The sequence below is a fragment of the Streptomyces sp. NPDC056883 genome (assembly GCF_042788835.1).
Lineage (GTDB): Bacteria > Actinomycetota > Actinomycetes > Streptomycetales > Streptomycetaceae > Streptomyces > Streptomyces stoeckheimensis.
The window spans coordinates 114,236-140,977 of sequence record NZ_JBHUBS010000021.1; the positions used below are offsets into that span (position 1 = coordinate 114,236).

Below are 26,742 nucleotides of genomic sequence, written 5' to 3' on the forward strand. Positions count from 1 at the left end.
TCGTAGGCTCGGTTCCATGACTGACGACGCAGCAGTGGTCCTGGAGCCGGGACGGCAGATCCAGACCCTCGACGAACTGACGGACGAACAGGCCGACGCCGTTCTCGCCCTGATCGAGGACGCGGCCCGCACCGACGGCACCACCGCCGTGTCCGAGCAGGGCCGGCTCCAGCTGCGCGGCGGAGCGCGGGAGGGGATCCGTCACTTCCTCCTCACCGCCGACGGACGGCTCACCGCGTACGGGCAACTGGAGGACACCGACCCCGTGGAGGCCCCCGCCGCCGAACTCGTCGTCCACCCCGCGCTGCGCGGGCGCGGACACGGGCGGGCGCTGGGCACCGCCCTGCTGGCCGCCTCCGGCAAGCGGATCCGGGTGTGGGCGCACGGCGGCAAGTCGGCGGCCCGCCACCTCGCGCAGGTGCTCGGCCTGACCCTGTTCCGCGAACTGCGCCAGCTCCGCCGCCCGCTCGGCCCGTCCGCCGACACGGACGCGGCCCCCCTGCCGGAGGCCGTCCTGCCCGCGGGCGTGACCGTACGCACCTTCGTGCCCGGCTCGGACGACGCCGCCTGGCTGGCCGTCAACGCCGCGGCCTTCGCCCACCACCCCGAGCAGGGCTCGCTCACGCAGCGGGACCTGAACGACCGCATCGCGCAGCCCTGGTTCGACGCCAAGGGCTTCTTCCTCGCGGAGCGCGACGGCGAACTGATCGGCTTCCACTGGACGAAGGTGCACGCCGAGCAGCAGCTGGGCGAGGTCTACGTCCTCGGAGTGCGCCCCGGCTCCCAGGGCGGCGGCCTCGGCAAGGCCCTCACCGCGATCGGCCTGCGCCACCTGGCCGCGGCGGGCCTGCCCACGGCGATGCTCTACGTGGACGCCGACAACCCGGCGGCCCTGGCCGTGTACGAGGGCCTCGGCTTCTCCACCCACGAGGTGGACCTGATGTACCGCACGGAGAGCTGACCCGCACCCGGCCCGGCCCGCCGGGGGCCGGGCCGGTCGTCGCCCTCGTCCCTACTCCGCGCCCACCTTGCAGGCGGCCTCCGCGGTCCCCTTGGTCACCCCCGCGCCCTCGGTCAGACCGCTCACGCATTCGTCCTGGGCTCCGGTCACCGCGAGGAAGCAGGACGCACGGACGGACGCCGGAGCTTCGCCGCCCTTCAGCTCCCGCTCGACCTGGTTGATGCAGGCCGAGACGTCCGCGGGGGCCGCGTGGACGGCCGGGGCCGCCAGGGACACACCCCCGAGGGCGAGGCTCAGCCCGGCAAGGACACCGGCGACACGGCTCGACGTCCGCATACGACGCACCTGCTCTCCGAAACCGCCGCGCGACCCGTACCGAGGCCGAACCTGGACCCGGGACGGACCGGACCTGCCCGGACCCGAAATACCCGGACCTGAAAGCGAAGGTGCCCGGACCAGGAGCCCGGACCACGCGGGAACGGCGCCGAGCACGCGCAGCCGTCGTACGGCCGGGGCCCGATCCCCGTACCGGACCGGCTCGGCAGGACATCCCTCCCTCCTACCGACGCTAGAACACCCCCCGCCCCCACGCACCCGCTGGCACATCTCCCGCCGGCGCAGCCGCGGCTCCCCCGGTTCCCGGTCGCCACCAGGCGACCCCCGCCCGGACCCTGGAAGCCATACGCCATTAACCGGGCATTAATGCTCGGTCGCGAAGCTGACGGCATGCAGCCCCGACTCCGACTGACGGCCGACCCGTCCGACGCGCCTGTCCTCCCGCGTGCGCGGAAGAATGGAGTCATGAGCCACAAGCCCAGCGCAGCCCCCACCGAGGTCCCCAGCCAGCAGCCGCCGCAGAAGTTCGCCTCCCCGTCGGCACCATCGGCCGCGGACATCTCCGCCGCCGCGGCCGCACGCGCCGCCACGCCCGAGGCGGTCGCCGCCCGCGCGGCCACCGGCGCCCACGCCCGCCTGGGGTCCATAGCCGCCCACCGCCCGCACGTCGATCTGGAACCGGATCTCGACGCGGATCTGGACGCCTACGACGAGAAGGACACCGGTGAGCTGCCCCCGGGCCGCTTCCTCGACCGGGAGCGCAGCTGGCTCGCCTTCAACGAGCGCGTCCTGGAGCTCGCCGAGGACCCCGCCACGCCCCTCCTGGAGCGCGCGAACTTCCTGGCGATCTTCGCCAGCAACCTCGACGAGTTCTTCATGGTCCGCGTCGCCGGCCTCAAGCGCCGCATCGCGACCGGCGTCGCCACCCGTTCGGCCTCAGGCCTGCAGCCCCGTGAGGTCCTCGACCTCATCTGGACCCGCTCCCGCGAGCTCATGGCCCGCCACGCCGCCTGCTTCCAGCAGGACATCTCCCCCCAGCTCGCCGAGGAAGGCGTCCACCTCATCCGGTGGCCCGACCTCACCGAGAAGGAGCAGGCGCGCCTCTTCACCCTGTTCCGCAACCAGATCTTCCCGGTGCTCACCCCGCTGGCCGTGGACCCCGCGCACCCGTTCCCGTACATCTCCGGCCTGTCCCTGAACCTGGCCGTGGTCGTACGCAATCCCGTCAGCGGCCACCGCCACTTCGCCCGGGTCAAGGTCCCCCCGCTCCTCTCCCGCTTCCTGGAGGCCTCCCCGCAGCGCTACGTCCCGCTGGAGGACGTCATCGCCGCGCACCTGGAGGAGCTGTTCCCCGGCATGGAGGTGCTCGCGCACCACATGTTCCGCGTGACCCGCAACGAGGACCTCGAAGTCGAAGAGGACGATGCGGAGAACCTCCTCCAGGCCCTCGAGAAGGAACTGATGCGGCGCCGCTTCGGCCCGCCGGTGCGCCTGGAGGTCGAGGAGTCCATCGACCCCGGCGTCCTGGACCTGCTCGTGCAGGAGCTGAAGGTCAACCCGTCCGAGGTGTACCCGCTCCCCGGCCCCCTCGACCTGACCGCCCTCTTCGGGATCGCCTCCCTGGACCGCCCCGAGCTGAAGTTCCCGAAGTTCGTCGCCGGCACGCACCGCGACCTCGCCGAGGTCGAGTCCGCGTCCGCGCCCGACATCTTCGCCGCGCTGCGCGAACGGGACGTGCTGCTGCACCACCCGTACGACTCCTTCTCCACCTCGGTGCAGGCCTTCCTGGAGCAGGCCGCCGCCGACCCGGACGTGCTGGCGATCAAGCAGACGCTGTACCGGACCTCCGGCGACTCCCCGATCGTGGACGCCCTGATCGACGCCGCCGAATCCGGCAAGCAGGTCCTCGTACTCGTCGAGATCAAGGCCCGCTTCGACGAGCAGGCCAACATCAAGTGGGCCCGCAAGCTCGAAGAGTCCGGCTGCCACGTCGTCTACGGCCTCGTCGGCCTCAAGACCCACTGCAAGCTGTCGCTCGTCGTCCGCCAGGAGGGCGACACGCTGCGCCGCTACTCCCACGTCGGCACCGGCAACTACCACCCCAAGACGGCACGGCTCTACGAGGACCTCGGCCTGCTCACCGCCGACCCGCAGGTCGGCGCGGACCTCTCCGACCTCTTCAACCGGCTGTCCGGCTACTCGCGCCGCGAGACCTACCGCCGGCTGCTGGTGGCCCCGCGCTCGCTGCGCGACGGCCTGATCTCCCGGATCGACAAGGAGGCCGCCCACCACAAGGCGGGCCGCCCCGCGTACGTCCGGCTCAAGATGAACTCCATCGTCGACGAGGCACTCATCGACTCCCTCTACCGGGCCTCGCAGGCGGGCGTGCCCATCGACATCTGGGTCCGCGGCATCTGCGCGATCCGCCCCGGTGTCCCCGGGCTCTCGGACAACATCCGGGTCCGCTCGATCCTCGGCCGCTTCCTGGAGCACTCCCGGGTCTTCGCCTTCGGCAACGGCGGCGAACCCGAGGTGTACATAGGCAGCGCCGACATGATGCACCGCAACCTCGACCGCCGTATCGAGGCACTGGTCAGGGTCGCCGACCCGGCCCACCGCGCGGCACTGGACCGGCTGCTGGAAACCGGAATGTCCGACGAAACCAGCTCCTGGCACCTGGGCCCGGACGGCGAATGGACCCGGCACAGCACGGACAGCGAGGGCCAGCCGCTGCGGCACGTTCAGGAGATGCTCATTGACGCCCGGAGGCGCCGGCGTGGCTCAGCCAAACCATGACCTGACCGCGACGACGGCAGGCACCGTGCTCGGTACGTACCTGCGTGCGCAGGCCACCGCATTCCTGCGGGGCCTGCGCCTGCACGAGGAGGGTTCCGCGAACGGCAGCGCCGAGGGCGGTGAGGCGGCGCGCAGCCTGCGGGGGGCTGCGCGCCGGATCTCCTGTTCCCTGTCCACGTTCAGGGCGGTGGCCGATTCCTCCTGGGCGGATTCGCTGCGCACCGAACTGGTCTGGCTGTCGGCGACCCTGGCCGACGAACACGCGTACGCGGCCCGGCTGCTGCGGCTGATGGACGCCCTGCAGCGGCTGTCGGGGAGCCCCGAGGTACCGGCCCCCCGGGGCACGGCGGGCGCGCTGACCGTGGGCTCCGCCCGCGCGGGCGCCCTGCTGGAGCGCCAGCTCACCCTGGCCCGCACCCGGGCCCACTCCGCGACCCTGCACGCGCTGGGTTCCTCCCGCTTCCACGCCGTCGCGGACGCGGTGGCGGTGCTGGCCTCCGAGGTCCCGCTGGACCCCGTGGCGGCCCGGGGCCGGGTGGACGACGTCCTGGTCCCCCTCGCAGAGGTGGCTCATTCCCGCCTGTCCACGGCGGTGCACGCCCTGCCGGCCCCCTCGCCCTCGCACCCGTACGACGCGGACCACGACAGCGCGTGGAACGAGGTACGCCGCCTGCTGCGCGTCCACCGCTACGCCCAGGAGGCCCTCGGCGGCGACGTGGCCCGCCTGACGGTCGCGGGCGAGGCCCTGACCCGCCACCGGGACGCCGCGGAAGCCGCCGCCGCCTCGGCCACGGCGGCCCGCACCCCCCGCATCGCCCCGGCAACGGCCTACGCCCTGGGCGTCCTGCACGCGGACCAGCGCCACGAGGTCGAAGCCTCCCGCACCACCTTCCAGCACATCTGGCAGCCTGCCGATTCCAGCCACGCCGTCGTGTGACCGCACCCCGCCGCACCCCGCCGCACGGGCGTGCAACTCCCCCGGCCGCATCCAGACCCGCCGGCGTCGGGGTCGGCCCCTTCCCGTTCCGCCGAGGTGTGCGGTGCCCCCGGCAGCGGCACCGCACCCGCGGGTCACGCACCGGTAACGGCGGGATAACAGGAGATGACCTCCACTTCCGGCGAAGCCCCGTCGCACCACCCCGTCCGCCACGGTTCACCATCCGTTCACTTACCCCGGTCGGCCGCTTCACCTGATCTGCCTAACTTCGGAGATGCAAGGAGCGAGTCGCCGCGAAGCCGGACGATTCCTCCGGGCAACCGACGTAGTCCTCTTCGCACGCCGCCCCGATACAGAAAGCGGCCGGCGGCTTCTGGAAGGAAACACCCGAAAGTGAAGCTTCAGCGCAAGAACATGCTTCGTGCCTCCGCCCTCGGGGCGCTCGTCGTGTCCGGCGCCCTGGTCCTCACGGCGTGCGGCTCGGACGACAACACCAAGACCGACGCCGGCGCCTCGGGCAAGCCTTCCGCCGCCGTCGGCGACATCAAGTGCGGCGACGCCAAGGGCAAGCTCCTCGCCTCGGGTTCCTCCGCGCAGAAGAACGCGGTCGACCTGTGGGTGAAGGCGTACATGGCCGCCTGCCCCGGCATCGAGGTCAACTACAAGTCCTCCTCCTCCGGTGAGGGCATCGTCGCCTTCAACCAGGGCACCGTCGGCTTCGCCGGTTCGGACTCCGCGCTGAAGCCCGACGCCGTCGAGGAGTCGAAGAAGATCTGCACCGGCGGTCAGGGCATCGACCTGCCGATGGTCGGCGGCCCCATCGCCATCGGCTTCAACGTCGCCGGCGTGGACAAGCTGGTCCTGGACGCCCCCACCCTCGCCGCGATCTTCAACGACAAGATCAAGAAGTGGGACGACGAGGCGATCAAGAAGCTGAACCCGGGCGTCACGCTTCCCTCCACCGCGATCCAGGCCTTCCACCGCTCCGAGGACTCGGGCACCACCGAGAACCTGGGCAAGTACCTCAAGGCCGCCGCTCCCGAGGCGTGGACCTACGAAGCCGCGAAGAAGTGGCCGGCCCCGGGTGGCCAGGCCGCCTCCGGCTCCGCCGGTGTCGCCTCGCAGGTCAAGGCCGTCGACGGCGCGATCGGCTACTTCGAGCTCTCCTACGCCTCCTCGCAGAGCATCAAGACCGTGGACGTCGCCACCGGCGCCGCTGCCCCGGTCAAGGCCACCGGCGAGAACGCCTCCAAGGCCATCGCCGCCGCCAAGATCGCCGGCACCGGCGACGACCTGGCGCTGAAGCTCGACTACGCCACCAAGGCCGAGGGTGCGTACCCGATCGTCCTGGTGACCTACGAGGTCGTCTGCGACAAGGGCAACAAGGCCGAGACCCTCCCGGCCGTGAAGTCCTTCCTGAACTACACCGCGTCCGACGCGGGCCAGAAGATCCTCCTCGAGAACGGCTACGCGCCGATCCCGGCCGAGATCAACGCCAAGGTCCGCGAAGTCCTCGCGAAGATCGCCTAATCAAGACCCCCGGACCACCGGTCCGCTCCCCCCGTCCGGGGGGCGGACCGGCCCCGGGGACCCTCCCCTCCACCCAGGGGATCCGGTGCACCGCCGCCAGGGGGCCTGCCCCCATCCAGACCGGAAAGATCATGGCTTCCATCACACCCACCCAGATAGACACGGCTCCGCCTGTCTCCAAGAGCGGAAGGTCCACCGGCCGCGCCGGTGACAAGATCTTCGCGGGCCTCTCCAAGGGCTCCGGCATCCTGCTCCTGGTGATCATGGCGTCGATCGCCATCTTCCTCACCTACCGCGCTTCGATCGCTCTGGCCGACAACGAGGGCAACTTCCTCACCACGTTCGACTGGAACGCGTCGGCCAAGCCCCCCGTCTTCGGCATCGCCGTCCTGCTCTTCGGCACCGTCGTCAGCTCGATCATCGCGATGCTCATCGCGGTTCCGATCGCCGTCGGCATCGCCCTCTTCATCTCGCACTACGCGCCGCGCAAGCTGGCCGCGCCCCTCGCCTACGTGGTCGACCTGCTGGCCGCCGTGCCGTCGATCATCTACGGCATCTGGGGCGCCCTCTTCCTCGTCCCGTACCTCGGCGGCCTGAACATGTGGCTCGACGAGTACATGGGCTGGACCTACGTCTTCGACAAGACCCAGGTCGGCGTCGCGCGCTCGCTCTTCACCGTCGGCATCCTGCTCGCGATCATGATCCTGCCGATCGTGACCAGCGTCAGCCGCGAGGTCTTCCTCCAGGTCCCGCGCATGAACGAGGAGGCCGCACTGGCCCTCGGCGCGACCCGCTGGGAAGTCATCCGGCTGTCGGTCCTGCCCTTCGGCCGCTCCGGAGTCATCTCCGCCTCGATGCTCGGCCTCGGCCGCGCGCTCGGCGAGACCATGGCCGTCGCGACCGTCCTCTCCCCGAGCTTCCTGATCTCCGGCCACATCCTGGACCCGGGCGGCGGCACGTTCGCGCAGAACATCGCCGCGAAGTTCGACGAGGCCAACGAGTTCGGCCGCGACGCCCTGATCGCCTCCGGTCTCGTGCTCTTCCTGCTCACCCTGCTGGTCAACGGCGCCGCCCGGCTGATCATCGCCCGTCGCAAGGACTTCTCGGGGGCGAACGCCTGATGAGCCACGCACTCCAGGACCAGCGCCCCTCCCGGGCCACCCGGTCCGTCGCCCCCGGCAGCCTGACGCAGGGCCACCTGCCCCGCTGGGCCCCGGCCGGCATCGCCGTCGCCTCGGTCGCCCTCGGCTCCGGCATCGGCACCGTCTTCGACCTCGACAGCAAGATCCAGTGGGGTCTGCTCGCAGCCGTCCTCTTCGTGGTCATCACGTACACGGCCAGCTCGATCGTCGAGAACCGCCGCCAGGCCAAGGACCGGGTCGCGACCTCCGTCGTCTGGGTCTGCTTCGTCCTCGCCCTCGTCCCGCTGCTCTCGCTGCTGTGGACGACCATCAGCCGCGGCATGAAGGTCCTCGACGGGGACTTCCTCGGCCACTCGATGAACGGCGTGACCAGCTTCGAGGCCGGCGGCGGCGTCTACCACGCCCTCCTCGGCACCATCGAGCAGGTCGCCCTCGCCACCGCGATCTCGGCCCCCATCGGCCTGCTGACCGCCGTCTACCTGGTCGAGTACGGCAAGGGCTCGCTCGCCAAGGCCGTCACCTTCTTCGTCGACGTCATGACCGGCATCCCCTCCATCGTCGCGGGTCTGTTCATCCTGACGACGTGGAACCTGATGCTCGGCTTCGGCCCCTCCGGCTTCGCCGGCGCGATGGCCCTGTCGATCCTGATGATGCCCGTCGTGGTCCGCTCCACCGAGGAGATGCTCAAGCTCGTCCCCAACGAGCTGCGCGAGGCCGCCCTGGCCCTCGGCGTGCCGAAGTGGCGCGTGATCCTCAAGGTCGTGCTCCCCACCGCCATCGGCGGCATCGCCACCGGCGTGATGCTGGCCGTCGCCCGCATCGCGGGTGAGACCGCACCGATCATGCTGCTGGTCTTCGGCACCCAGCTGATCAACAACAACCCCTTCGAAGGCGCCCAGTCCTCGCTCCCCCTGTACATCTGGGAGCAGTACAAGGTCGGCAGTGAAGCCTCCTACGACCGGGCATGGGCCGCAGCGCTCGTCCTGATCGCCTTCGTCATGATCCTCAATCTGGTGGCTCGCGGCATCGCCCGCTGGAAGGCCCCCAAGACCGGTCGCTGACGCGACCACTGAAAGCGAAGTGACCACCATGGCGAAGCGAATCGACGTCAGCGGACTGTCCGCCTTCTACGGCAACCACAAGGCCATCGACGACATCTCGATGACCGTGGAACCCCGCTCCGTGACGGCCTTCATCGGCCCCTCCGGCTGCGGCAAGTCCACCTTCCTGCGCACCCTGAACCGCATGCACGAGGTCACCCCCGGCGGCCGCGTCGAGGGCAAGGTGCTGCTGGACGACGAGAACCTGTACGGCCCCGGCGTGGACCCGGTCGCGGTCCGCCGCACGGTCGGCATGGTCTTCCAGCGCCCGAACCCCTTCCCCACCATGTCGATCTTCGACAACGTGGCGGCGGGCCTGCGGCTCAACGGCTCCTTCAAGAAGTCCGAGCTCACGGACATCGTGGAGAAGTCCCTCCAGGGCGCCAACCTCTGGAACGAGGTCAAGGACCGCCTGAACAAGCCCGGCTCCGGCCTCTCCGGCGGCCAGCAGCAGCGCCTGTGCATCGCCCGCGCCATCGCGGTCGAGCCCCAGGTCCTGCTGATGGACGAGCCCTGCTCGGCCCTCGACCCGATCTCCACCCTCGCCATCGAGGACCTGATCGGCGAGCTCAAGGAGCGCTTCACGATCGTCATCGTGACGCACAACATGCAGCAGGCGGCGCGCGTCTCCGACCGCACGGCCTTCTTCAACCTCTCCGCGGTCGGCCAGCCCGGAAAGCTCGTCGAGATCGACGACACGGACCGGATCTTCTCGAACCCGTCCGTCCAGGCGACTGAGGACTACATCTCGGGCCGCTTCGGCTAGACCCTGGATGTGATTAAGCGTCCTGCGGTGCTGCATGGCGGTGCCACCGCAAGGCGAAAGGGCCGGTTCCCCCTGGGTGGGGGGAACCGGCCCGCTTCTTTTCCTGCTGCTTCTCTGCTGCTTTTCCTGCTTCTTGCCTACGACTCGTGCGGTCACACGAAGGCGAGGTTGACCACCCAGAAGCTGAGGGCGGCGACCAGCGCCGCGGCCGGCATGGTGATGAACCAGCCCAGGATGATGTTCTTGGCGACGCCCCAGCGGACCGCGTTCACCCGCTTGGTCGCGCCCACACCCATGATCGCCGAGGTGATCACGTGGGTGGTGGAGATCGGCGCGTGGAAGAGGAACGCCGAGCCGAACATGATCGAGGCGCCGGTGGTCTCCGCAGCGAAGCCCTGCGGCGGGTCCAGCTCGATGATCTTGCGGCCGAGGGTGCGCATGATGCGCCAGCCGCCCGCGTACGTACCCAGCGAGAGCATCACGGCACACGCGATCTTGACCCACACCGGGATCGAGTCGCCCGCGTTCTGCACGTCGGCGATGACCAGGGCCATCATCACGATGCCCATCGTCTTCTGCGCGTCCTGCAGACCGTGGCCGAGCGCCATGCCGGCCGCCGAGACCGTCTGCGCGATGCGGAAACCGCGCTTGGCCTTGTGCGGGTTGGCACGGCGGAACATCCACATGATGGCGACCATCACCAGGTAACCGACCACGAGGCCGACCACCGGCGAGATGAACATCGGGATGACGACCTTGTCGACCACGCCCGACCAGAGCACCTCGGTGCCGCCCGCCAGCGCCGCGCCCACCATGCCGCCGAACAGCGCGTGCGAGGAGGACGAGGGCAGGCCGAAGTACCAGGTGATCAGGTTCCACACGATCGCGCCGACGAGCGCCGCGAAGAGGATCCACATGCCCCGGTTGCCGTGGGGCGTCTCGATCAGGCCCTCGCTCACCGTCTTGGCGACCCCGCTGCCGAGGAAGGCACCGGCGAGGTTCATGACCGCGGCCATCGCGAGCGCGGCACGCGGGGTCAGCGCACGGGTCGAGACCGAGGTCGCGATCGCGTTCGCGGAGTCGTGAAAACCATTCGTATACGTAAAGCCGAGCGCGACACCGATGGTCACGATCAGAGCGAAGGTGTCCACGAGGTTCAGGACTCCTTGACCGCGATGGTCTCCACCGTGTTCGCGACGTGCTCGAACGCGTCGGCCGCCTCTTCGAGCACGTCGACGATCTGCTTGAGCTTCAGCACCTCGATGGCGTCGTACTTGCCGTTGAAGAGCTGGGCGAGCAGCTTGCGGTGGATCTGGTCGGCCTGGTTCTCGAGGCGGTTGACCTCGATCCAGTACTCGGTCAGGTTCTCCATCGTGCGCAGGTGGGGCATGGCTTCGGCGGTCAGCTCGGCCGCGCGCGCCAGTACCTCGATCTGCTGCTCGACGCCCTTGGGCAGTTCCTCCACGTTGTAGAGGACGACCAGGTCGACCGCCTCCTCCATGAAGTCCATGATGTCGTCGAGGCAGGACGCCAGGTTGTAGATGTCCTCGCGGTCGAACGGCGTAATGAAGGAGGAGTTGAGCTGGTGGAAGATCGCGTGGGTCGCGTCGTCTCCCGCGTGCTCCGCTGCCCGCATCCGCTCCGCGATCTCGGCTCGGGCGGAGGAGTCCGCTCCGAGCAGTTCCATGAGGAGCTTGGAGCCCGTGACGATGTTGTCCGCGGATGCGGCGAACATGTCGTAGAAGCTCGTCTCCCTGGGGGTCAGACGAAATCGCACGTGAGGTCCTCGGGGTGCATTGGATTCGGTCAGGCTGATGCTAGGCGCATCCCCCGGCCACGGCTAACCGGCCGTTCCCCAGTGTCCTCCATCAGGCAGAGTGAGGACCACGAGCCCCTGCCCCTTCGGCCGGGGGCCGGTACCCTATACCCATGAGGGGTATAGGTCCCCCATTCCGGACCACGGGAGGACGCATGACTGCCATCCAGGCGGAGGGCTCCGGAGCCACCACGGGCGCGGATTCGACCACGGCCGCCGGCGCGGTGCACGGCTACCACCACCAGAAGGACGAGCACCTCAAGCGCCTGCGCCGGATCGAGGGCCAGATCCGGGGCCTCCAGCGCCTCGTCGACGAGGACGTCTACTGCATCGACATACTCACCCAGGTCTCGGCCAGCACGAAGGCGCTCCAGTCCTTCGCGCTCCAGCTACTGGAGGAGCACTTGCGGCACTGCGTCGCCGACGCGGCCCTCAAGGGCGGGGGAGAGATCGACGCCAAGGTCGAGGAAGCGACGAAGGCGATCGCCCGACTGCTGCGCACCTGACCCACCGCACGAGGGGCGGGCCCGGGGAGCGGGGGTCAGCCGGAGCACACGCCCATGAGCACCTCGTCGATCCGGTCCTGGCTGAGCCTCTCCTCGGCCACGGCCGACGCCGCGATGATCAACTCTCCGCACAGCTCGATCTCGGCGAGCGCCACGAGGTCCTGCACCGTCGAACCGCCTGCGGGAGTCACGCGTGTCACCTCAATCTGCCGTCGTCCGGTCGCCGGCGCTCGGCTTCTCAGCGTAGGGAGCGCACGGCTCGGCGCGCATGACACCGATGGACCATTTCCGGCCCCCCCCACAGTGGACGGGCGGCCGGCCGTGGCCCGATCGCGCCGCCCCCGGGGGCTCCGGCCGGCTAATCGGCGATCTTCCCGGCGTAGATGTCGCCTTCGGCCGGCAGCACGACGGTGACCGGGGTCCCGAAGCCGTAGAGCAGCGTGGTGGAAGACACATCGATCACGCCGTTGTTGACGTAGCTGAAGCGGTGGCTGACCTTCCGCAGGAGGCCCTCGGAGTCCAGGTAGGCGTCGAACGGCACCGCGTCCTTGCTGAACCCTTTCGCCGCCGCCTCCAGCGCCCCCTTCACCGCCGGCGAGGCCTGCGCCGCGGCCCGCGCGATGTCGGTCGTCCCCCGGTAGTGGCGCACCTTGGTCCCGGCCACCTCGGTCTCGCCCACGTACGTCACCTCCTGCGCCCCGCGCAGCAGCTCGGCCGCGGCCATCGGATCGGTGGCCCCGCCGGTGACGAGGTTCCCGTCGGCGAGGGCCGTCGTGTCGATGCGGACCCACTTGTCGTCGGGGACGCCCGCGCCCCGGTTCTTCATGTACAGCGCGCCGGGCACCAGCAGCTCGGTGATGGGCCGGTGCTCGGCCTTGCCCTTGGCGTCGTCGGGGAGCATGACCAGCAGCTGCCCCATGCGGTTCTTGAAGTCGACCCCGCCCTCGCCCCGGATCGTGACCCGGGTGCCGCCCGTCGCCATCTCCATGGCCGTACGGGCCTGCGCGCTCCCGGCCCTCCGGAGCACGTCGGCGGCTCCGCGAACCGTCGCCGCCGGGTCGTCGGCGGGCCGGGCGTCGTCGCCCGCGACGGCGTCGCCACCGCACCCGCTCAACGCCGCCACCGTCAGGGCCAGGCCGACCGCGACCGCAGCCCGACCCGCGCGACCCCGCCTCCGCCTGTGCTGGTGCACCACCATCGCCTGCCAACCCCCAACGCGTGACCGCTGTTTGCCCGAGGCCCACCCGCTCCGCTTAACGAGGTCCCGGGCCTCCCGTCACGGCCGCGCCCTCCTCGCGCCGGGCCAGTGCCCCACCCGCCCCCGGCCCGGTACCTTGGTGGAGTGGAACCGCACACCGAAGCGACTCTCGTCCCTCCGCTTGCCGCAGTGCCGCTGCCCCGCGACCCTGGTCACGGCACCGTCCCGGCGCCGACACCATCCACCGATCACGCCACGAGCACCTCTGAACGGGGCTCCTTCAGCCTGGCCGCCTGTACGTGCGGCTGGCGCGGCCCGGCCCGCCGCTCCCGCGACCTGGCCCGCAAGGACGCCGCCGGCCACGCCCCGGAGTAGCCCGATCGGACGGCCCGGCTGGCCGACGCGCCCGGGAGCGGTTGCCCTTGTCTCATGCCCGGACCCGCGCCACGACTCGCCGCCCTCACCTGGGCCCTGCTGATCGCGTTCGTCCCCGTCACCCCGGCCCGGGCCAGCCCCGTGGGTACGGCCGACGGGCCCGGCGACGTCGCCCTGGCCATCGGTGTCACCACCGCCGCGGCCACCGCGACCGGCCTGTGGCTGCGCTCCCGCTACCGGCGCTCCGAGGCGGAGGCCGACGCCACCGACCACGGCGGCGAACCGTGACCCCGCCCCCGAACCCGCCCCCGCGCCCCCGCCCGGCCGCCGTCCGCGTCTGCTTCGGGGCCGCGGCCCTGTGCCTGCTGGCGGCCGTGGCACTGAGCGTCTGGAACGCGTACGGCATCGGCTGACGCTCCGGACACCGCCCGGAGCGCCGCCTCAGGCGCCTCAGCCTTCTCAGCCGCCTCAGGCAGCGAGGTCGTTCTCGTGCCCGCGCCCCGCCGGCTCCGTCGCCGCGAGGTCCACCGGCCGGGCCACCACGCGGTCGCGCGCCCGGACCAGGACGCCCAGCCGCGGGGACCGGGCCACCATCCGCACCAGCGGGGTCAGCAGCGCCATCGCGAGCGGCGCGAGCAGCAGCACCACCGCGGTGCCCAGGGCGAGCCCGCCGATGACGTCGGTCGGATAGTGCAGGCCCATGTAGACCCGCGTGAACCCCTCCGCCAGGGCCAGCCCGATTCCGATGAAGCCGAACTTGCGGTGGGCGACGAACAGGCCGACGCCGAGCGCCATCGCGAGCGTGGCGTGGTCGCTGACGAAGGAGAAGGCGCTGTGGCCGATCCCGGCGCCGGGCTCCAGCACCTCGACCCCGCCGTGCTGCGCGGCCGGCCGCGGCCGGCCCACGAACTCCCGCAGCGGGACGTTCAGGAGCAGCGCGGCCCCGGCGGCGAGCGGGGCCCACACGAGCGCCGCGAAGGACTCGACGGCGGCGGCCTCTTCCTGCCGGCGCGCTCCGCGCCAGCACCACAGCACCAGGAGGACGAGGGCCAGCAGGATCCCGTACTCGCCGAGGAGCGCGACCGTCCGGTCCAGCCAGCCCGGGGCCTGCCGTGCCAGTCCGTTGATCTCGTACAGCAGGCTTACATCCACGTTCGGCCCACCTGTTGTGAGTCCAGCCATGGTGATGCGGCCCCTTGCCCTTGCCTTGGTACCCGTACGGCCGCACGCCGATGTGCGGCCCTTCGCCCCCCGGTGATCAATCCGGCGCTTCCGCTCGTCCTGCCCCCAGTGACCATGGAACGCCCGTTCTGGCGGCTACGTTCCACTCTCCACCGAATGATCACCCCAACGTTATCGAAGAGTGACTCATCGTTGCAGCTCAGGGCCTTCGGTTCACGCTGTGTTGCCGACGCCCTCGCGCCGCGGCAGGGCCTCCGCGCCGTCCTTCGTCACGCGCGTCGCACCGAAGTAGTCGGGCGTGTCGATCTTGTCGAAGCGGATCACGGCTCCAGTGAAGGGGGCGTTGATCATGTACCCGCCGCCCACGTAGAGCCCGACGTGCCGGATCTCCCGGGAGTTCGTCAGATCGTCGGAGAAGAACACCAGGTCCCCCGGCAGCAGTTCGGCGCGCGAGGGATGCGGACCGGCGTTGTACTGGTCGTTCGCCACGCGCGGCAGGTCCACCCCCACCGACTCGTACGCGGCCTTGGTCAGCCCCGAGCAGTCGAACCGCCCGCCCTGCTCGGGCGTCCCGTTGCCGCCCCACAAGTAGGGGGTGCCCAGCTGCTTCTGCGCGAAGTAGATGGCCCCGGCGGCCTGCTGCGAGGGCGCGACCCGCCCGATGGGGGCCTCGAAGCTCTTGGCGAGGGTCGTGATGGTCTTCACGTACCCCTGGGTCTCCCGGTACGGCGGGACGCCCCCGTACTTCTGCACCGCGCCCGGGCCCGCGTTGTAGGCGGCCAGCATGTTCGAGACGGCGTCCCCGGGCACCTTGCCCACCTGCCGCGCCAGCACGCAGTCGTACGAAGCCGCCGACGGGATCGCGTCGTTCGGATCCCAGATGTCACGGTCCCCGTCGCCGTCCCCGTCGATGCCCTGCGTCGCCCACGTCCCCGGGATGAACTGCGCGATGCCCTTCGCGTCCGCCGGGCTCACCGCGCCCGGGTTCCAGCCGCTCTCCGAGTAGAGCTGGGCCGCCAGCACCGCCGGGCTGAGCGTCGGGCAGAGGTTGCCCCACTTCTGCACGAGGGACTGGTACTTCCCCGGCACGGCCCCCTTCGCGAGCCCACCGGCCCGCCCGCCGGCGCCGGAGATGCCCGCGGCCGCCGAGTACGTACCGACCACGAGCAGGGCGAGAAAGCACAGGCACGCCCCGAAGCTGATTCCACCGACGACCCAGAGTCTGCGCACCCGCCAACCTTCCCCCATCGAACGGCTTTTCCCGGGGCTCCCGCCACCCCGTGTCGAATCATCCCGCCGGGGAAGCGGCACAGGAACCGTCGCATCCCCGGCACTTGGAGCACAGACCCCGGCGGACGGGTGAACTCATAGGACGATACGAAGTATTTGGACCCCTGTCCCCTACCCCCTCGGCGCGACGAACAGACTCTGTGCGCTCCGCCCGATCGGCCCCTTCTCGTCGTGCAGCCGCGCGTCCGCCAGCCCGATGCCCGCCGCGTCCACGCTCGTACGGGCCTCCACGGACACCCATTCACCGGCCGGATGGCGGTGCAGGTGCACGGTGAGGTCCCCGTTGACGAAGAGGTACCGCCCGAAGTCCACGACCGAGCTGATCCCGTTGCCCGAGTCCGCCGCGACCAGCACCCGGTCCAGGGGCCGGGGCTCCTCACCGGCGACGAGCGGCACCCTCATCCGCATCCAGCAGGTCCCGGGACCGAGCTCGACGAACGCACCCCGCGTGAAGCGGGTCTCCATCGCCGAGTGGTACCCCTGCTCCCACGGCACCGGGAAGAACGGCGTCGGCCCCACCTCCCCCGGCGGCGGCAGCTCCGGCCCGGGCACGACGGACGGCACGGACTCCCCCGCCACCCGGATCCGCAGCGCCCGCGCCAGCATCACGGGCGCGGCCCCGGCGGGAGCGAGCGCGGCCTCGACCACCTCGGTCCCGCGGCCGGCCCGCAGCACACTGGTCGTCAGCTCCAGCGGGCCGATCGGCACCGGGCGCAGGATCTCGTAGGTGATCCGGGCGATCCGCATGTCGTCCCGGCCGCCCGGCCGTTCCTCGACGGCCCGCCCGAGCAGCGCGGCCGGCGGGCCGGCGTGCTGCGATCCGGGGTCCCACGGGCCGCGCGTGTAACCGCTCGACAGGAACCGCCCCGCGTCGACCCGCTCGTAGAACGCGTCCACATCACTGACGCCACTGACATCGCTCTCGGCACCCATGGCCGCCACGCTACCGACTGGTAATCGACGACCGCCAGCCCCACCGGCCGGCGGAGCCCGAAAGCTCAGCGGGCGAAGCCCAGCCCCACCCCGAGCCCCACCAGGACCGAACCGATGGCCCGGTTCAGCGCCTTCTGCGCCTTCAACATCCGATCGCGCAGCCGGGAATTGGAGAAGAACAGCGCGACCGCCCCGAACCAGCCCAGGTGCGCCGCCGACATGAACAGCCCGTACCCGGCCTGCTGCCACACCGGGGTCCCCGGCCCGACCACCTGCGTGAAGGTGGACACGACGAACAGCGTGGTCTTCGGGTTGAGCACGTTGGTCAGGAAGCCGCTCCTGAGCGCCCCGAACGGCGTCAGCCCGCCCTTCTCCTCCAGGTCCACGGCCACCTCGGTCCGCGCCCGGAAGGTCCGTATCCCGATCCACACCAGGTACGCGGCGCCCGCGAGCTTGATCACCGTGAACAGCTCGGCGGAGGAGGCGATCAGCAGACCGACCCCGAGCATCGTGTAGGAGACGTGGACCAGCACCCCGGCCGCGACCCCGGCGGCCGCGAACAGGCCCGTGGGCCGCCCGTAGAGGTAGCTGTTGCGGACGACCATGGCGAAATCCGCACCGGGACTGATGACGGCGAGGAAGGTGATGACGGCTACTGCGATCACTTCGGTCATACGACGATGCTCGCCGGACCCTCCCACGACGATCAAGGGCTTTCCGCATCCCGGCCGCCCGACGACCAGGCAACTCCCCCACGGGGAGACAATGGGGACGTGCCCAAGCCTCCCTCCACCGCCCCCGCCACCGGCCCCGCCGCCCCCGCCCCGCTGCCCCTCCTGCAAGCGGACTGCAGCAACTGCTTCGCGCTCTGCTGCGTGGCCCTGCCCTTCGCCAAGTCCACCGACTTCGCCGCGAACAAGCCCGCCGGCACCCCCTGCAAGAACCTCGGCCAGGACTTCCGCTGCGGCATCCACACCCGCCTGCGCGACAAGGGCTTCCCGGGCTGCACCGTCTTCGACTGCTTCGGCGCCGGCCAGCAGGTCTCCCAGATCACCTTCGGCGGCCTCGACTGGCGCTCCCACCCCGCCACCGCCGGAACGATGTTCACCGTCTTCCCCGTGATGCGGAACCTGCACGAGCTGCTCTTCTACCTCGCCGAAGCCCTCACCCTCCCCGCCGCCCGCCCCCTCCACGCGCAGCTGCGCACCGCCCTGGCCGACACCACCCGGTGGACCGGGGCGACCCCGGAGGCCCTCGCGGAGTTCGACATCACCCCGCTGCGCCAGGAGGTGAACACCCTCCTCCTCAAAACCAGCGAGCTCGTACGGGCCAAGGTGGCGGGCCGCAAGAAGAACCACCGCGGCGCCGACCTGATGGGCGCCCGCCTCCCCGGCGCGGACCTGCGCGGCGCGAACCTCCGCGGCGCCTACCTGATCGCCGCCGACCTCAGCGGCGCAGACCTGCGCACGGCCGACCTCATCGGCGCGGACTTCCGCGACACCGACCTGCGCGACGCAGACCTCACGGACGCCCTCTTCCTCACCCAGCCCCAGCTGAACGCCGCCCGGGGCAACACCGCGACCCGCATCCCGCGCTCCCTCACGCGCCCCGCGCACTGGCTGGAGGACCACCCGGGCCCCTGACGGCGCACACCGCACACCGGTGCGCCCCCGACGCCTCCACACGCCCCTCCATGAGGGTCACCCTCCGCAACCAACCCCATACGGTGGGCCGGAGACACCCACGCCCGACCCACGCCCCGTTGCGCCAAACGGCGCGGCCCGATCCGAGCCACCACCGCACCGAGACGACAATCATTGCCCGCGGTCACCACGCGTGATACACAGAGTGACGATACGTTCTTTCCCCCACACGCCGCCCGACCCCAGGTCAGGACATACGGACGGCACCCGGAGCCACGGATCGGGTAAAGAGAGCAGTCAAGTCGACATCCGACGGCGGTTTCATCAGGGAAGATAGGGCGTGACCCCTGCCGTCCGGGCACGGGCTACCGGAACTACCCATACAGGGGCGGTGAGTTACATGATCCTGGCAGCCGAAAAGGGCGACATCACCACCATCATCGGCGGAATCGCCCCGAACTGGGGGCCGTTCGGCAGTCTCGGCAACGAAGCGAAGGTCATGATCGAGGTGGTCATGGCCGTGGCGATCCTGCTCTGCCTGGGCATCGCCATCTGGGGCGCGGCCAAGCAACGCATCGGAGCCACCGCACTGCGCGACACCTTCAGCGCGGAACAGGGCAAGGGCCTCATCGTGGCCGGCCTGACGGGCGTCTTCATCATCGGGTCACTGGGCACCCTCTTCACGATCGTCTACGGAATGGCCGTCTAGCCCGAGCCCTGATGAGGACTCACCACACCGCGCCTGCGCGGATACCAGCGCTACCGTCGTACGACGCGGAGGGGGCGAACACCGAATGAGCACCGACGACCAATACGGTGGCGGCGAGGTCGGCGGCACCGGCCAGACCCGTACCCGCTTCCCGGAGCCCTCGGACCCGTACGCCCCACCCCGGCGCACCTCCCGAGGCCTCATCACCGTCGTCGGCGTGGTGGTCCTCCTCATCGCAGCCATCGCCTTCGCCAACCAGTCCCGCACCCCGGAAGCCCCCCCGACCGCGGACAAGGCCCCCACCACCAACCCAACGGCAGCCACGGGCATCCCCCCGGTCGACGGCAAGTCCGCAGGCATCCCGAAGGGCTTCGCCCAAACCGAACAGGGCGCCCAGTCCGCAGCGGCCAACTACGCGGTGGCACTCGGCTCTGACGGCATGTTCAATTCCACGCGAAGGAAGGCCATCGTGCAGGCCGTGTACCTGCCGGACGTGGCCACCGCCCGCCAAGGGGACCTGGACCGCGTCTACACGGACCCCGAGTTCCTTTCCCGTATCGGCCTCGATGCCACCGGCAAGGCCCCCAAGGGCCTGACCTTCATCTCCCGGACCAACCCGGTGGGAACCAAGGCGGAGCGCTTCAGCGCGGAGAGCGCGAGCGTGTCCGTCTGGTACTCGACGCTGTTCGGACTCGCCGGGGAAGGGTCCAAGAACCCCGTCGCCGAGAGCTGGTACACGAACACCTTCGACCTGCGCTGGAGCGGCGAGGAGTGGCGCATCTCCAGCTTCACGCAGAAGGACGGCCCGGCCCCCGTGGGCCGCGACCAAACGGCAGCTACGGCCGAAGAGATGGCCGCAGCCGTATCTCAGTTCGGGGGACTCACCTATGCACGCTAGCCGTCGCGGCTTGTCCTTCATGGCCATCGCCACGGCCGTGCAGACCTCTGCCGTCCTGCTGGCCGCCCGCGCCGCAGCCGCACCGAGTCCCACGCCCACCCCTGGCGTGCTGCCGAGCAACGACCCCTGCGACCTGATTCGCGGCCCGGCCAAGGACTACTGCGAACGCGGCGACTCCACCCTGCCCGCCCCCGGCGCAGGCCTCGCCCCCAGCGACCCCACAGACGCGCTGAACCCCCTCTCCTCCCTCGCAAAGGGCTGCGCCGACGCCGCAGCCTGGATCGTCGGCGAACTCAGCAAAGCGGTCAACGGCACCGCCAACGTCGACTTCACCAACGGCACCTTCCTCAAGCAGTACGCCATCGTCTTCGCCGCCTCCACCATCCTCACGCTCATCCTCTGGCTCTTCGCCGTCGCCAAACGAGCCATCCGAGGCGTCCCCTTCACCACCGCCATGTCCGAAGCCATCGGCTTCCTCTGGCTCACCGTCCTCGCCTCCGCCTTCACCCCCCTCATCCTCTACACCGTCGTCTCCGCCACCGACGGCGTCACCGAGGTCATCGCCTCCGCCACCGGCGGCCAGACGGACGTCTTCTTCGGCTCCTTCGCCGAAGCCCTCAAAAAGGGCGACGACATCGGCGGCGGCCCGATCATGCTGATCGTGGTCGCCCTCGTCACCGTGCTCGCCGCGGGCATCCTCTGCCTCGAACTGGTCATCCGCGCCGCGCTCCTCTACGTCGGCGCCCTGCTCGGCACCGTCGTCTACGCCGGCCTCGTCGACCGCAACCTCTGGGGCCACGTCCGCCGCTGGGCGGGCATCATGATCGCGGTCATCCTCGTCAAACCGGTGATCGTCATCGTCCTGGGCCTCGCCGGAGCCCTCGCCGGAGAGAAGGGCCCGAACGCCTTCTCCGCCGTCGTCTCGGGCCTCGCCATCATCCTCCTGGCGATCTTCGCCTCCGCGATGATCTACCGCTTCGTCCCCGGCTTCGGCGACGAGATCGCCTCCGCCCGCACCAACCGCAGCAAGGCCACCGACGGCGCCCAGGCGGCCGCCGTCATCAGCTCCCCGGCCTCCCTCGTCTCCCAGGGCATCAAGACCCACAGCAGCCGCGGCGGTGGCGGAGGCGGAAACAGCGGCGGCGGCGCCCACCGCGCCGGCGGCGACAACCAGATCTCCGGAGGCATGGCCGCACACAGCAGCCGCGGCTCCGGCGGCGGAGGAGGCGGGGCCGGCCCCGCCGCCGCACCCCCGCCCCGTACGGGCTCCAGCACGAGGAACACAGGAGGTGACGGGCGGTGACGACCCAGTCCCACCAGCTCCACCCGGTCACGCCCCGCCGCACGTATCTCATCGGCCGGGCCCGGCCGAACGCGATCGTCGGCAAGAACCGCGAGACCGGCGAGATCGCCCTGATCATCGCCGGCGCGTTCCTCGGCATGATGAGCGGACTGCTCGTGCCCGCCCTCACCCTGCGCATCGTCTCCCTCGCCGGCTTCCCCATGGTCGCCCTCGCCGCCGTCTACGTCCCCTACCGCGGCCGCACCTTCTACCGCTGGTTCGAGATCAACCGCAGCTACAAGCGCACCCTGCGCCGCGGCACCACGTTCCGCTCCGGCGCCATGGAAGCCGGCATCCGCGCCGGCGACGGCCGCGAGGTCGAGGTCGGCCCGCCCCCCGGCATCGGCCGCATCAACTGGCTCGCCGCCCCCTTCGGCCCCGACGAGATCGCCGTCCTGCTCCACGCGGACCGCAGAACCGTCACCGCCGCCATCGAGATCGAGGGCCCCGGCGTCGGCCTGCGCGACAGCGAGGACCAGGAAGCCCTCGTCGACCGCTTCGGCACCCTCCTCAAGCACGTGGCCAACGGCGACGGCTTCGTCACCCGCCTCCAGATGCTCGTACGCACCCTGCCCGCCGACCCGGAGGCCCACGACAAGGACGTGGCCGCCCGCGGCGACACCAACGCCCCCGTCTGGCTGCGCGATTCGTACGACCAGCTCCAGTCGATGGTGTCGACCTCCTCCGAGCAGCACCGCGCGTACCTCGTCGCCTGCATCCACTTCACCCGCGAACTCGCCGCCGAGGCCCACACCATCGCCCGCGCCGCGATTCCCCACAAGGGCCGCAGGGTCGACCGCGACGCCGGCCTCGCCATCGTCATGGCCCGCGAGCTCACCGACATCTGCGCCCGCCTCGCCGAGGCCGACATCCGCGTCCGCCAGCCGCTGGGCCAGGGCCGCCTCGCCTCCCTCGTGCACTCCATGTACGACCCGGACCACCCCATCGACCACATCCAGGCCATGACCAAGCGCAACGCCTGGCCCGCGGAACTGGACGCCGTCGAACCGACCTACCTCCAGGCCAAGACCCGCGAGTCCTCCACCCGCGCCCCCTGGTGCCACGCCACGGCCTGGGTGAAGGAATGGCCGATGACCCCGGTCGGCGTGAACTTCCTCGCCCCGCTCCTGGTCCACACCCCCGACGTCATCCGCACGGTCGCCGTCACCATGGACCTGGAGCCCACCGAGATCGCCATCGAGCGCATGCTCACGGAGAAGACGAACGACGAGGCCGACGCCAGCCGCGCCGCCAAGATGAACCGCACCGTCGACCCCCGCGACATCGCCGCGCACGGCCGGCTCGACCAGCGCGGCGAAGACCTCGCGAGCGGCGCCGCCGGGGTCAACCTGGTCGGCTACATCACGGTCTCCTCCCGCTCCCCCGAAGCCCTCGCCCGCGACAAGCGCACCATCCGCGCCTCGGCGGGCAAGTCCTACCTGAAGCTCGAATGGTGTGACCGCGAGCACCACCGCGCCTTCGTCAACACCCTGCCGTTCGCCACCGGCATCCGACGCTAGCTGGAGGGAATGGCCGCCCATGCGAGATCCCATGTCCGCCCTGACGGACGCCTTCACCAGCTTCCTGTTCGGCAAGGTGGAAACCACCCGCCTCCCCGTCCGCACGTCCACGGGCCAGGCCCAAGCCGTCTACCTCCCCACGGCCGCCCCCGGTCTCGGCGACTCGGGCGTCATCATCGGCCGTGAGGTCTACAGCGGCAAGGGCTACATCTACGACCCCTTCCAGCTGTACGGCCAGCAACTCCCGGCCCCCCACTGGCTGGTCCTGGGCGAATCGGGCAACGGCAAGTCCGCCCTCGAAAAGACCTACGTCCTGCGCCAGCTCCGCTTCAGGGACCGCCAGGTCGTCGTCCTGGACGCCCAGGGCGAGGACGGCGTCGGCGAGTGGAACCTCATCGCCCAGCAGCTGGGAATAACCCCCATCCGCCTGGACCCCATCGCCGCGAACGACGACGGGATCCGCCTCAACCCCCTCGACCCGGCGATCACCGCGACGGGCCAGCTCGCGCTGCTCCGCACGATCATCGAGGTCGCGATGGGCCACGGCCTGGACGAGCGCTCGGGCTTCGCCCTGAAAGTCGCGCACGCCTACGTCGTGGAAACCATCACGGACCGCCAGCCGGTCCTGATGGACATCGTGGAACAACTGCGCCACCCGGAGCCCGAGTCGGCCCTCTCCATGAACGTGGCCATAGACGATGTCCGCGCCTGGGGCCTGGACGTCGCACTCGTCATCGACCGCCTGGTCGACGGCGACCTGCGCGGCATGTTCGACGGCCCGACCACCGTGGGCATCGACCTCGACGCGCCCCTCATCGTCTTCGACCTGTCCCACATCGACCGCAACTCCATCGCCATGCCGATCCTGATGGCGATCGTCGGCGTGTGGCTGGAGCACACCTGGATCCGCCCGGACCGCAAGAAGCGCATCTTCCTGGTCGAAGAGGCCTGGCACATCATCAACAGCCCCTTCGTCGCCCAGCTCTTCCAGCGCCTCCTCAAGTTCGGCCGGCGCCTGGGCCTGTCCTTCGTGGCGGTGGTCCACCACCTCTCGGACGTAGTGGACGGCGCGGCGGCCCGCGAGGCGGCGGCCATCCTCAAAATGGCCTCGACGCGCACGATCTACGCCCAGAAGGCGGACGAGGCCCGCGCCACGGGCCGCGTCCTGGGCCTCCCCCGCTGGGCGGTGGAGATCATCCCGACCCTCACCCCCGGCATCGCGGTCTGGGACGTGAACGGCAACGTCCAGGTCGTCAAACACCTGATCACCGAGGCCGAACGCCCCCTGGTCTTCACGGACCGCGCCATGACCGAATCCTCGGTCCAGCACCGCCTCCCCGACGACCTCTTGGCCGCCGAACTGGAAACAGAAGAACGAGCCCTCCTGATGGAACGACACCGCAACGCCGGCGGCTCGGCCACCACGGTGGCCTGACATGCCCCAGCGCACGGACCACCCGGATCCCCGCCCCCAAGGCGGCATCCCGGACGGCCTCCTGGTCGGCCTCCTGGCCTTCCTCCTGGGCCTGGCCGTCCTCACCTGGACGGCCACCGGCCTGGCGGCCCTCTTCACGAAGGGCGCCTGGCCGAGCAAGGTCACCTTCACCCGCACCCCGACCGCGGTCCGCTCGCTGATAGCTCAACCCCACGACATCCCGGCCGCCTGGCCGGACACACCCCCCGAGGCCCTCTCCAACTGGGGCCTCTTCTGGGGCCTGTTCATCAGCCAGCTCCTGGTCCTCCTGGTCCTGACCATCTTCACCCTGGGCGTCGTAGCCCGCACAAAATCCCGCCACCGCCTAAAGACGCAACAGGACCGACAGGCCCCGCCCCCCGCAACACCCCCAAGCGCGCAGCCAATCTCGGCCCCTCCGGCGTTTGAGGAGCGGGGGTCCGGGGGCTGGCCCCCGGCAACGGAGCCGCACCCACCCACGGTCCCCACCCCCACCAAGCCCCACCCGACGTCGCAGCGATACTCAGCCCCGCCGGCGTTTGAGGCGCGGGGGCCCGGGGGCAGAGCCCCCGGCAACGGCGCCGCACCCACGGACGAGGCGTACCGCTACGGCTTCGGCTACGCCCCAAGCCCGGCACAGCCGCACACCCCGCCACAAACCCGCGGCCTCGCCTACGCCCCACCCGAGGCCCGAACCACGGCCGCCACAGCGGCCATCGCGGCAGCAACCGGCGCCGTCCTCGTGATCACGTCCTCCCCCACCCTCTGGTCGGACACGAAGGACGCCCGCTCCAAACTGGGCCCCGTCCTCCTCTACGACCCCTCCCACCTCTGCGACACCCCGGCCCGCATCCACTGGAGCCCCACCGAAGGCTGCGCGGACCGCGCCACCGCCGCCGCCCGCGCCATCGCGCTCCTGGCCCCGGTCCGCCCCCAGGCCCGTATGGACTCCGCCCTCGCGGACACCGCGGAAACGCTCCTGCGCAGCTGGCTCCAAGCCGCCGCCCTGGACAACCGCCCGTTCAAGCAACTGCACCGCTGGGCCCAGGGCACCAACGCCCAGGAACCGGTCCGCATCCTCCGCACCCACCCCCAGGCGGCAACGGCCGCCCCCGGCGCGGCCGGCGAGCTGGAGAGCGCCCTCACCGCCCACCCCGACCGCCGCGAACTCGCCCAACACCTCACGGCCCGGGCCCTGACGGCCCTCTCCTCGATCCACATCCGGGAATCCTGCACCCCGAACCGAACCGACTCCCTCGCCCTCGCATCGTTCGTCTCCGAAGGGGGCACCCTCTACGTGGTGGGCGAACCCCTGGAAGACCCCCGGGCCCACCCGGGTGCGATGCCGCTGCTGACCGCACTCGCCTCCAGCGTGGTCGAGCACGGCCGCCGCATGGCCGCACGGTCATCCGACGGTCGGCTCGACCCACCACTGAGCCTGGTCTTCGAGGACGTCGCCGCCGTGGCCCCGATCCCCCAACTGCCGCAGCTGCTCCAGGACACGACGCTCCCGCTCCTCGCCCTGTGCCGCAGCCGCGAGCAGGCCCGCTCCCGCTGGCCGGAAGCGGACCTCCCCGTAGCCGCCCGCTAAGCGGGCCGCGGGAACACGTACTCGAGCTCCTTCGCGGACGGATCGGTCGGCATCGGCACGACCTTCCCGCTCGCCCGGAACCCGAACCGCCGGTAGAACGCCCCTGCCCGCGCATTCTCCTCGTGCACGAAGAGCCGTACCCGCGCCAGCACCGGCTCCTCCAACCCCCAGGCCCACTCCATCGCGGCCCCGAACAGCGCCTCGGTCAGCCCGATGCCCCGCTGCGCCGGCCGGACGAACACGCCCACGAAGTGCGCCTGAGCCTGCTCGATCTCCCCGTCGAAGATGTCGGTCGTACCAGCGCCCTCGACAAGGACGCTCACCGTCCCGACCCACTCCCCATCGGGCCCCTCGGCGACGAACTGCCGGATGCCCGAACCCGTCGCAGCCCCGGCAGCCCTCTCCTGCCAGAGCTCATCAGACTTCGCCTCGCCCTGCTCGAGGGTCTCCAGGAAGGCCACCGGCGCCGCCGGATCCTTCAGAGCCGCGAGCCGCAGCTCTTTCACCTTGGCCCACTCGTCAGCCCGGACAGGACGTATCACGTACTCGTTCATACCTCGGGATCCTAACGAGCCGGCCCACCCGACCTCACCCGAGTTTCCCCACCACAACCACAAAGCCCTGTAAACGCAGAAAAGCCCCGCACCGAACCCGTAAGGGCTGGTGCGGGGCTTTCCCACAATGATTGTTCGGCGGCGTCCTACTCTCCCACAGGGTC

At 70.7% G+C, this 26,742-nt stretch carries 28 protein-coding genes; 18 read left to right on the top strand and 10 right to left on the bottom strand.

Features of this window, described 5'->3' with window-relative positions; translation table 11 throughout:
• Positions 1–16 precede the first annotated feature (16 nt).
• Positions 17–961 carry a mycothiol synthase gene (gene mshD, locus ACFRU2_RS35465; RefSeq protein ID WP_382980115.1) on the top strand — a complete coding sequence of 315 codons (945 nt, stop codon included), beginning with the start codon at positions 17–19 and terminating at the stop codon, positions 959–961.
• A 51-nt stretch (positions 962–1,012) separates the two neighbouring features.
• Here mshD and ACFRU2_RS35470 read toward each other — a convergent pair whose 3' ends face one another.
• Positions 1,013–1,297: a hypothetical protein gene (locus ACFRU2_RS35470; RefSeq protein ID WP_382980116.1), complete on the bottom strand. Its 285-nt coding sequence runs from the start codon at positions 1,295–1,297 to the stop codon at positions 1,013–1,015.
• A 465-nt stretch (positions 1,298–1,762) separates the two neighbouring features.
• Here ACFRU2_RS35470 and ACFRU2_RS35475 point away from each other — a divergent pair, with 465 nt between their 5' ends.
• The 6 genes from ACFRU2_RS35475 (at position 1,763) to pstB (ending at position 9,568) form a co-directional block, all read left to right on the top strand.
• Positions 1,763–4,093, top strand: a complete 2,331-nt coding sequence (locus ACFRU2_RS35475; protein ID WP_351375103.1) for an RNA degradosome polyphosphate kinase — start codon at positions 1,763–1,765, stop codon at positions 4,091–4,093.
• The gene (locus ACFRU2_RS35480) at positions 4,074–5,030 is read left to right on the top strand and encodes a CHAD domain-containing protein (RefSeq protein WP_382980118.1); all 957 of its coding nucleotides are present in this window, start codon (positions 4,074–4,076) and stop codon (positions 5,028–5,030) included. The genes ACFRU2_RS35475 and ACFRU2_RS35480 overlap by 20 nt, the downstream gene beginning before the upstream one ends.
• Positions 5,031–5,423: 393 nt before the next feature.
• Positions 5,424–6,560 carry a phosphate ABC transporter substrate-binding protein PstS gene (pstS, locus tag ACFRU2_RS35485; RefSeq protein WP_382980120.1) on the top strand — a complete coding sequence of 379 codons (1,137 nt, stop codon included), beginning with the start codon at positions 5,424–5,426 and terminating at the stop codon, positions 6,558–6,560.
• Positions 6,561–6,691: 131 nt separating this feature from the next.
• On the top strand, positions 6,692–7,681 hold the full coding sequence (pstC, locus tag ACFRU2_RS35490) for a phosphate ABC transporter permease subunit PstC (protein WP_382980122.1): 990 nt from the start codon (positions 6,692–6,694) through the stop codon (positions 7,679–7,681).
• Positions 7,681–8,763, top strand: a complete 1,083-nt coding sequence (gene pstA, locus ACFRU2_RS35495) for a phosphate ABC transporter permease PstA (RefSeq protein ID WP_382980124.1) — start codon at positions 7,681–7,683, stop codon at positions 8,761–8,763. The genes pstC and pstA overlap by 1 nt, the downstream gene beginning before the upstream one ends.
• 28 nt (positions 8,764–8,791) lie before the next feature.
• On the top strand, positions 8,792–9,568 hold the full coding sequence (gene pstB, locus ACFRU2_RS35500; protein ID WP_382980126.1) for a phosphate ABC transporter ATP-binding protein PstB: 777 nt from the start codon (positions 8,792–8,794) through the stop codon (positions 9,566–9,568).
• Between the two features lie 152 nt (positions 9,569–9,720).
• On the opposite strand, the gene ACFRU2_RS35505 is transcribed toward pstB, so the two are convergent.
• Positions 9,721–10,719: an inorganic phosphate transporter gene (locus tag ACFRU2_RS35505; protein WP_250744618.1), complete on the bottom strand. Its 999-nt coding sequence runs from the start codon at positions 10,717–10,719 to the stop codon at positions 9,721–9,723.
• 5 nt (positions 10,720–10,724) lie between these two features.
• Positions 10,725–11,345 carry a DUF47 domain-containing protein gene (locus tag ACFRU2_RS35510; protein WP_150519007.1) on the bottom strand — a complete coding sequence of 207 codons (621 nt, stop codon included), beginning with the start codon at positions 11,343–11,345 and terminating at the stop codon, positions 10,725–10,727.
• Between the two features lie 194 nt (positions 11,346–11,539).
• On the opposite strand from ACFRU2_RS35510, the gene ACFRU2_RS35515 reads away from it, so the two are divergent.
• Positions 11,540–11,890: a metal-sensitive transcriptional regulator gene (locus ACFRU2_RS35515; RefSeq protein ID WP_382980128.1), complete on the top strand. Its 351-nt coding sequence runs from the start codon at positions 11,540–11,542 to the stop codon at positions 11,888–11,890.
• A gap of 35 nt (positions 11,891–11,925) precedes the next feature.
• On the opposite strand, the gene ACFRU2_RS35520 is transcribed toward ACFRU2_RS35515, so the two are convergent.
• Together ACFRU2_RS35520 and ACFRU2_RS35525 are read right to left on the bottom strand one after the other, a co-directional pair.
• Positions 11,926–12,081 (bottom strand): hypothetical protein, encoded by a 156-nt coding sequence (locus ACFRU2_RS35520; RefSeq protein WP_243339423.1) that lies wholly within the window; start codon positions 12,079–12,081, stop codon positions 11,926–11,928.
• A 167-nt stretch (positions 12,082–12,248) separates the two neighbouring features.
• Positions 12,249–13,088, bottom strand: a complete 840-nt coding sequence (locus ACFRU2_RS35525) for a hypothetical protein (protein WP_382980129.1) — start codon at positions 13,086–13,088, stop codon at positions 12,249–12,251.
• A gap of 144 nt (positions 13,089–13,232) precedes the next feature.
• On the opposite strand from ACFRU2_RS35525, the gene ACFRU2_RS35530 reads away from it, so the two are divergent.
• Genes ACFRU2_RS35530 through ACFRU2_RS35540 form a run of 3 tightly spaced genes read left to right on the top strand, consistent with a single transcriptional unit; the run spans position 13,233 to position 13,876 of the window.
• Positions 13,233–13,463 (top strand): hypothetical protein, encoded by a 231-nt coding sequence (locus ACFRU2_RS35530; RefSeq protein ID WP_382980130.1) that lies wholly within the window; start codon positions 13,233–13,235, stop codon positions 13,461–13,463.
• A gap of 54 nt (positions 13,464–13,517) precedes the next feature.
• The gene (locus ACFRU2_RS35535; RefSeq protein ID WP_250744622.1) at positions 13,518–13,751 is read left to right on the top strand and encodes a hypothetical protein; all 234 of its coding nucleotides are present in this window, start codon (positions 13,518–13,520) and stop codon (positions 13,749–13,751) included.
• Complete coding sequence (locus ACFRU2_RS35540; protein ID WP_382980131.1) at positions 13,748–13,876, top strand: hypothetical protein; 129 nt, start codon at positions 13,748–13,750, stop codon at positions 13,874–13,876. Before ACFRU2_RS35535 ends, ACFRU2_RS35540 begins: the two co-directional genes overlap by 4 nt.
• Positions 13,877–13,931: 55 nt before the next feature.
• Here ACFRU2_RS35540 and ACFRU2_RS35545 read toward each other — a convergent pair whose 3' ends face one another.
• From ACFRU2_RS35545 to ACFRU2_RS35560, 4 genes are all read right to left on the bottom strand, one after another.
• Positions 13,932–14,645 carry a phosphatase PAP2 family protein gene (locus ACFRU2_RS35545; protein WP_382980132.1) on the bottom strand — a complete coding sequence of 238 codons (714 nt, stop codon included), beginning with the start codon at positions 14,643–14,645 and terminating at the stop codon, positions 13,932–13,934.
• 213 nt (positions 14,646–14,858) lie between these two features.
• On the bottom strand, positions 14,859–15,875 hold the full coding sequence (locus ACFRU2_RS35550; protein ID WP_382980134.1) for an NlpC/P60 family protein: 1,017 nt from the start codon (positions 15,873–15,875) through the stop codon (positions 14,859–14,861).
• 171 nt (positions 15,876–16,046) lie between these two features.
• Positions 16,047–16,868 (bottom strand): thioesterase family protein, encoded by an 822-nt coding sequence (locus tag ACFRU2_RS35555; RefSeq protein ID WP_382980135.1) that lies wholly within the window; start codon positions 16,866–16,868, stop codon positions 16,047–16,049.
• A gap of 65 nt (positions 16,869–16,933) precedes the next feature.
• Positions 16,934–17,542, bottom strand: coding sequence for a LysE family translocator (locus ACFRU2_RS35560; protein WP_250744626.1), 609 nt, complete (start codon positions 17,540–17,542; stop codon positions 16,934–16,936).
• A 153-nt stretch (positions 17,543–17,695) separates the two neighbouring features.
• Between ACFRU2_RS35560 and ACFRU2_RS35565 the strand changes: the two genes are divergently transcribed.
• The 7 genes from ACFRU2_RS35565 to ACFRU2_RS35595 all read left to right on the top strand — a co-directional run bounded on the left by ACFRU2_RS35565 (position 17,696) and on the right by ACFRU2_RS35595 (position 26,024).
• Positions 17,696–18,511, top strand: coding sequence for a pentapeptide repeat-containing protein (locus ACFRU2_RS35565; protein ID WP_382980150.1), 816 nt, complete (start codon positions 17,696–17,698; stop codon positions 18,509–18,511).
• A gap of 400 nt (positions 18,512–18,911) precedes the next feature.
• Entirely contained in the window at positions 18,912–19,220 is a 309-nt protein-coding gene (locus ACFRU2_RS35570) for a hypothetical protein (RefSeq protein ID WP_008742356.1), read from the top strand.
• Between the two features lie 85 nt (positions 19,221–19,305).
• Positions 19,306–20,118, top strand: a complete 813-nt coding sequence (locus tag ACFRU2_RS35575; RefSeq protein WP_382980137.1) for a hypothetical protein — start codon at positions 19,306–19,308, stop codon at positions 20,116–20,118.
• On the top strand, positions 20,108–21,421 hold the full coding sequence (locus tag ACFRU2_RS35580; protein ID WP_382980138.1) for a hypothetical protein: 1,314 nt from the start codon (positions 20,108–20,110) through the stop codon (positions 21,419–21,421). Before ACFRU2_RS35575 ends, ACFRU2_RS35580 begins: the two co-directional genes overlap by 11 nt.
• Positions 21,418–22,980, top strand: a complete 1,563-nt coding sequence (locus ACFRU2_RS35585) for an SCO6880 family protein (RefSeq protein WP_382980139.1) — start codon at positions 21,418–21,420, stop codon at positions 22,978–22,980. Before ACFRU2_RS35580 ends, ACFRU2_RS35585 begins: the two co-directional genes overlap by 4 nt.
• A 19-nt stretch (positions 22,981–22,999) precedes the next feature.
• Entirely contained in the window at positions 23,000–24,415 is a 1,416-nt protein-coding gene (locus ACFRU2_RS35590; RefSeq protein ID WP_250744631.1) for an ATP-binding protein, read from the top strand.
• 1 nt (position 24,416) lies between these two features.
• Positions 24,417–26,024 carry a type VI secretion protein gene (locus ACFRU2_RS35595; RefSeq protein ID WP_382980140.1) on the top strand — a complete coding sequence of 536 codons (1,608 nt, stop codon included), beginning with the start codon at positions 24,417–24,419 and terminating at the stop codon, positions 26,022–26,024.
• On the opposite strand, the gene ACFRU2_RS35600 is transcribed toward ACFRU2_RS35595, so the two are convergent.
• On the bottom strand, positions 26,021–26,578 hold the full coding sequence (locus ACFRU2_RS35600; RefSeq protein WP_382980141.1) for a GNAT family N-acetyltransferase: 558 nt from the start codon (positions 26,576–26,578) through the stop codon (positions 26,021–26,023). The two genes, ACFRU2_RS35595 and ACFRU2_RS35600, sit on opposite strands and share 4 nt — an antisense overlap.
• Positions 26,579–26,742: the final 164 nt, after the last annotated feature.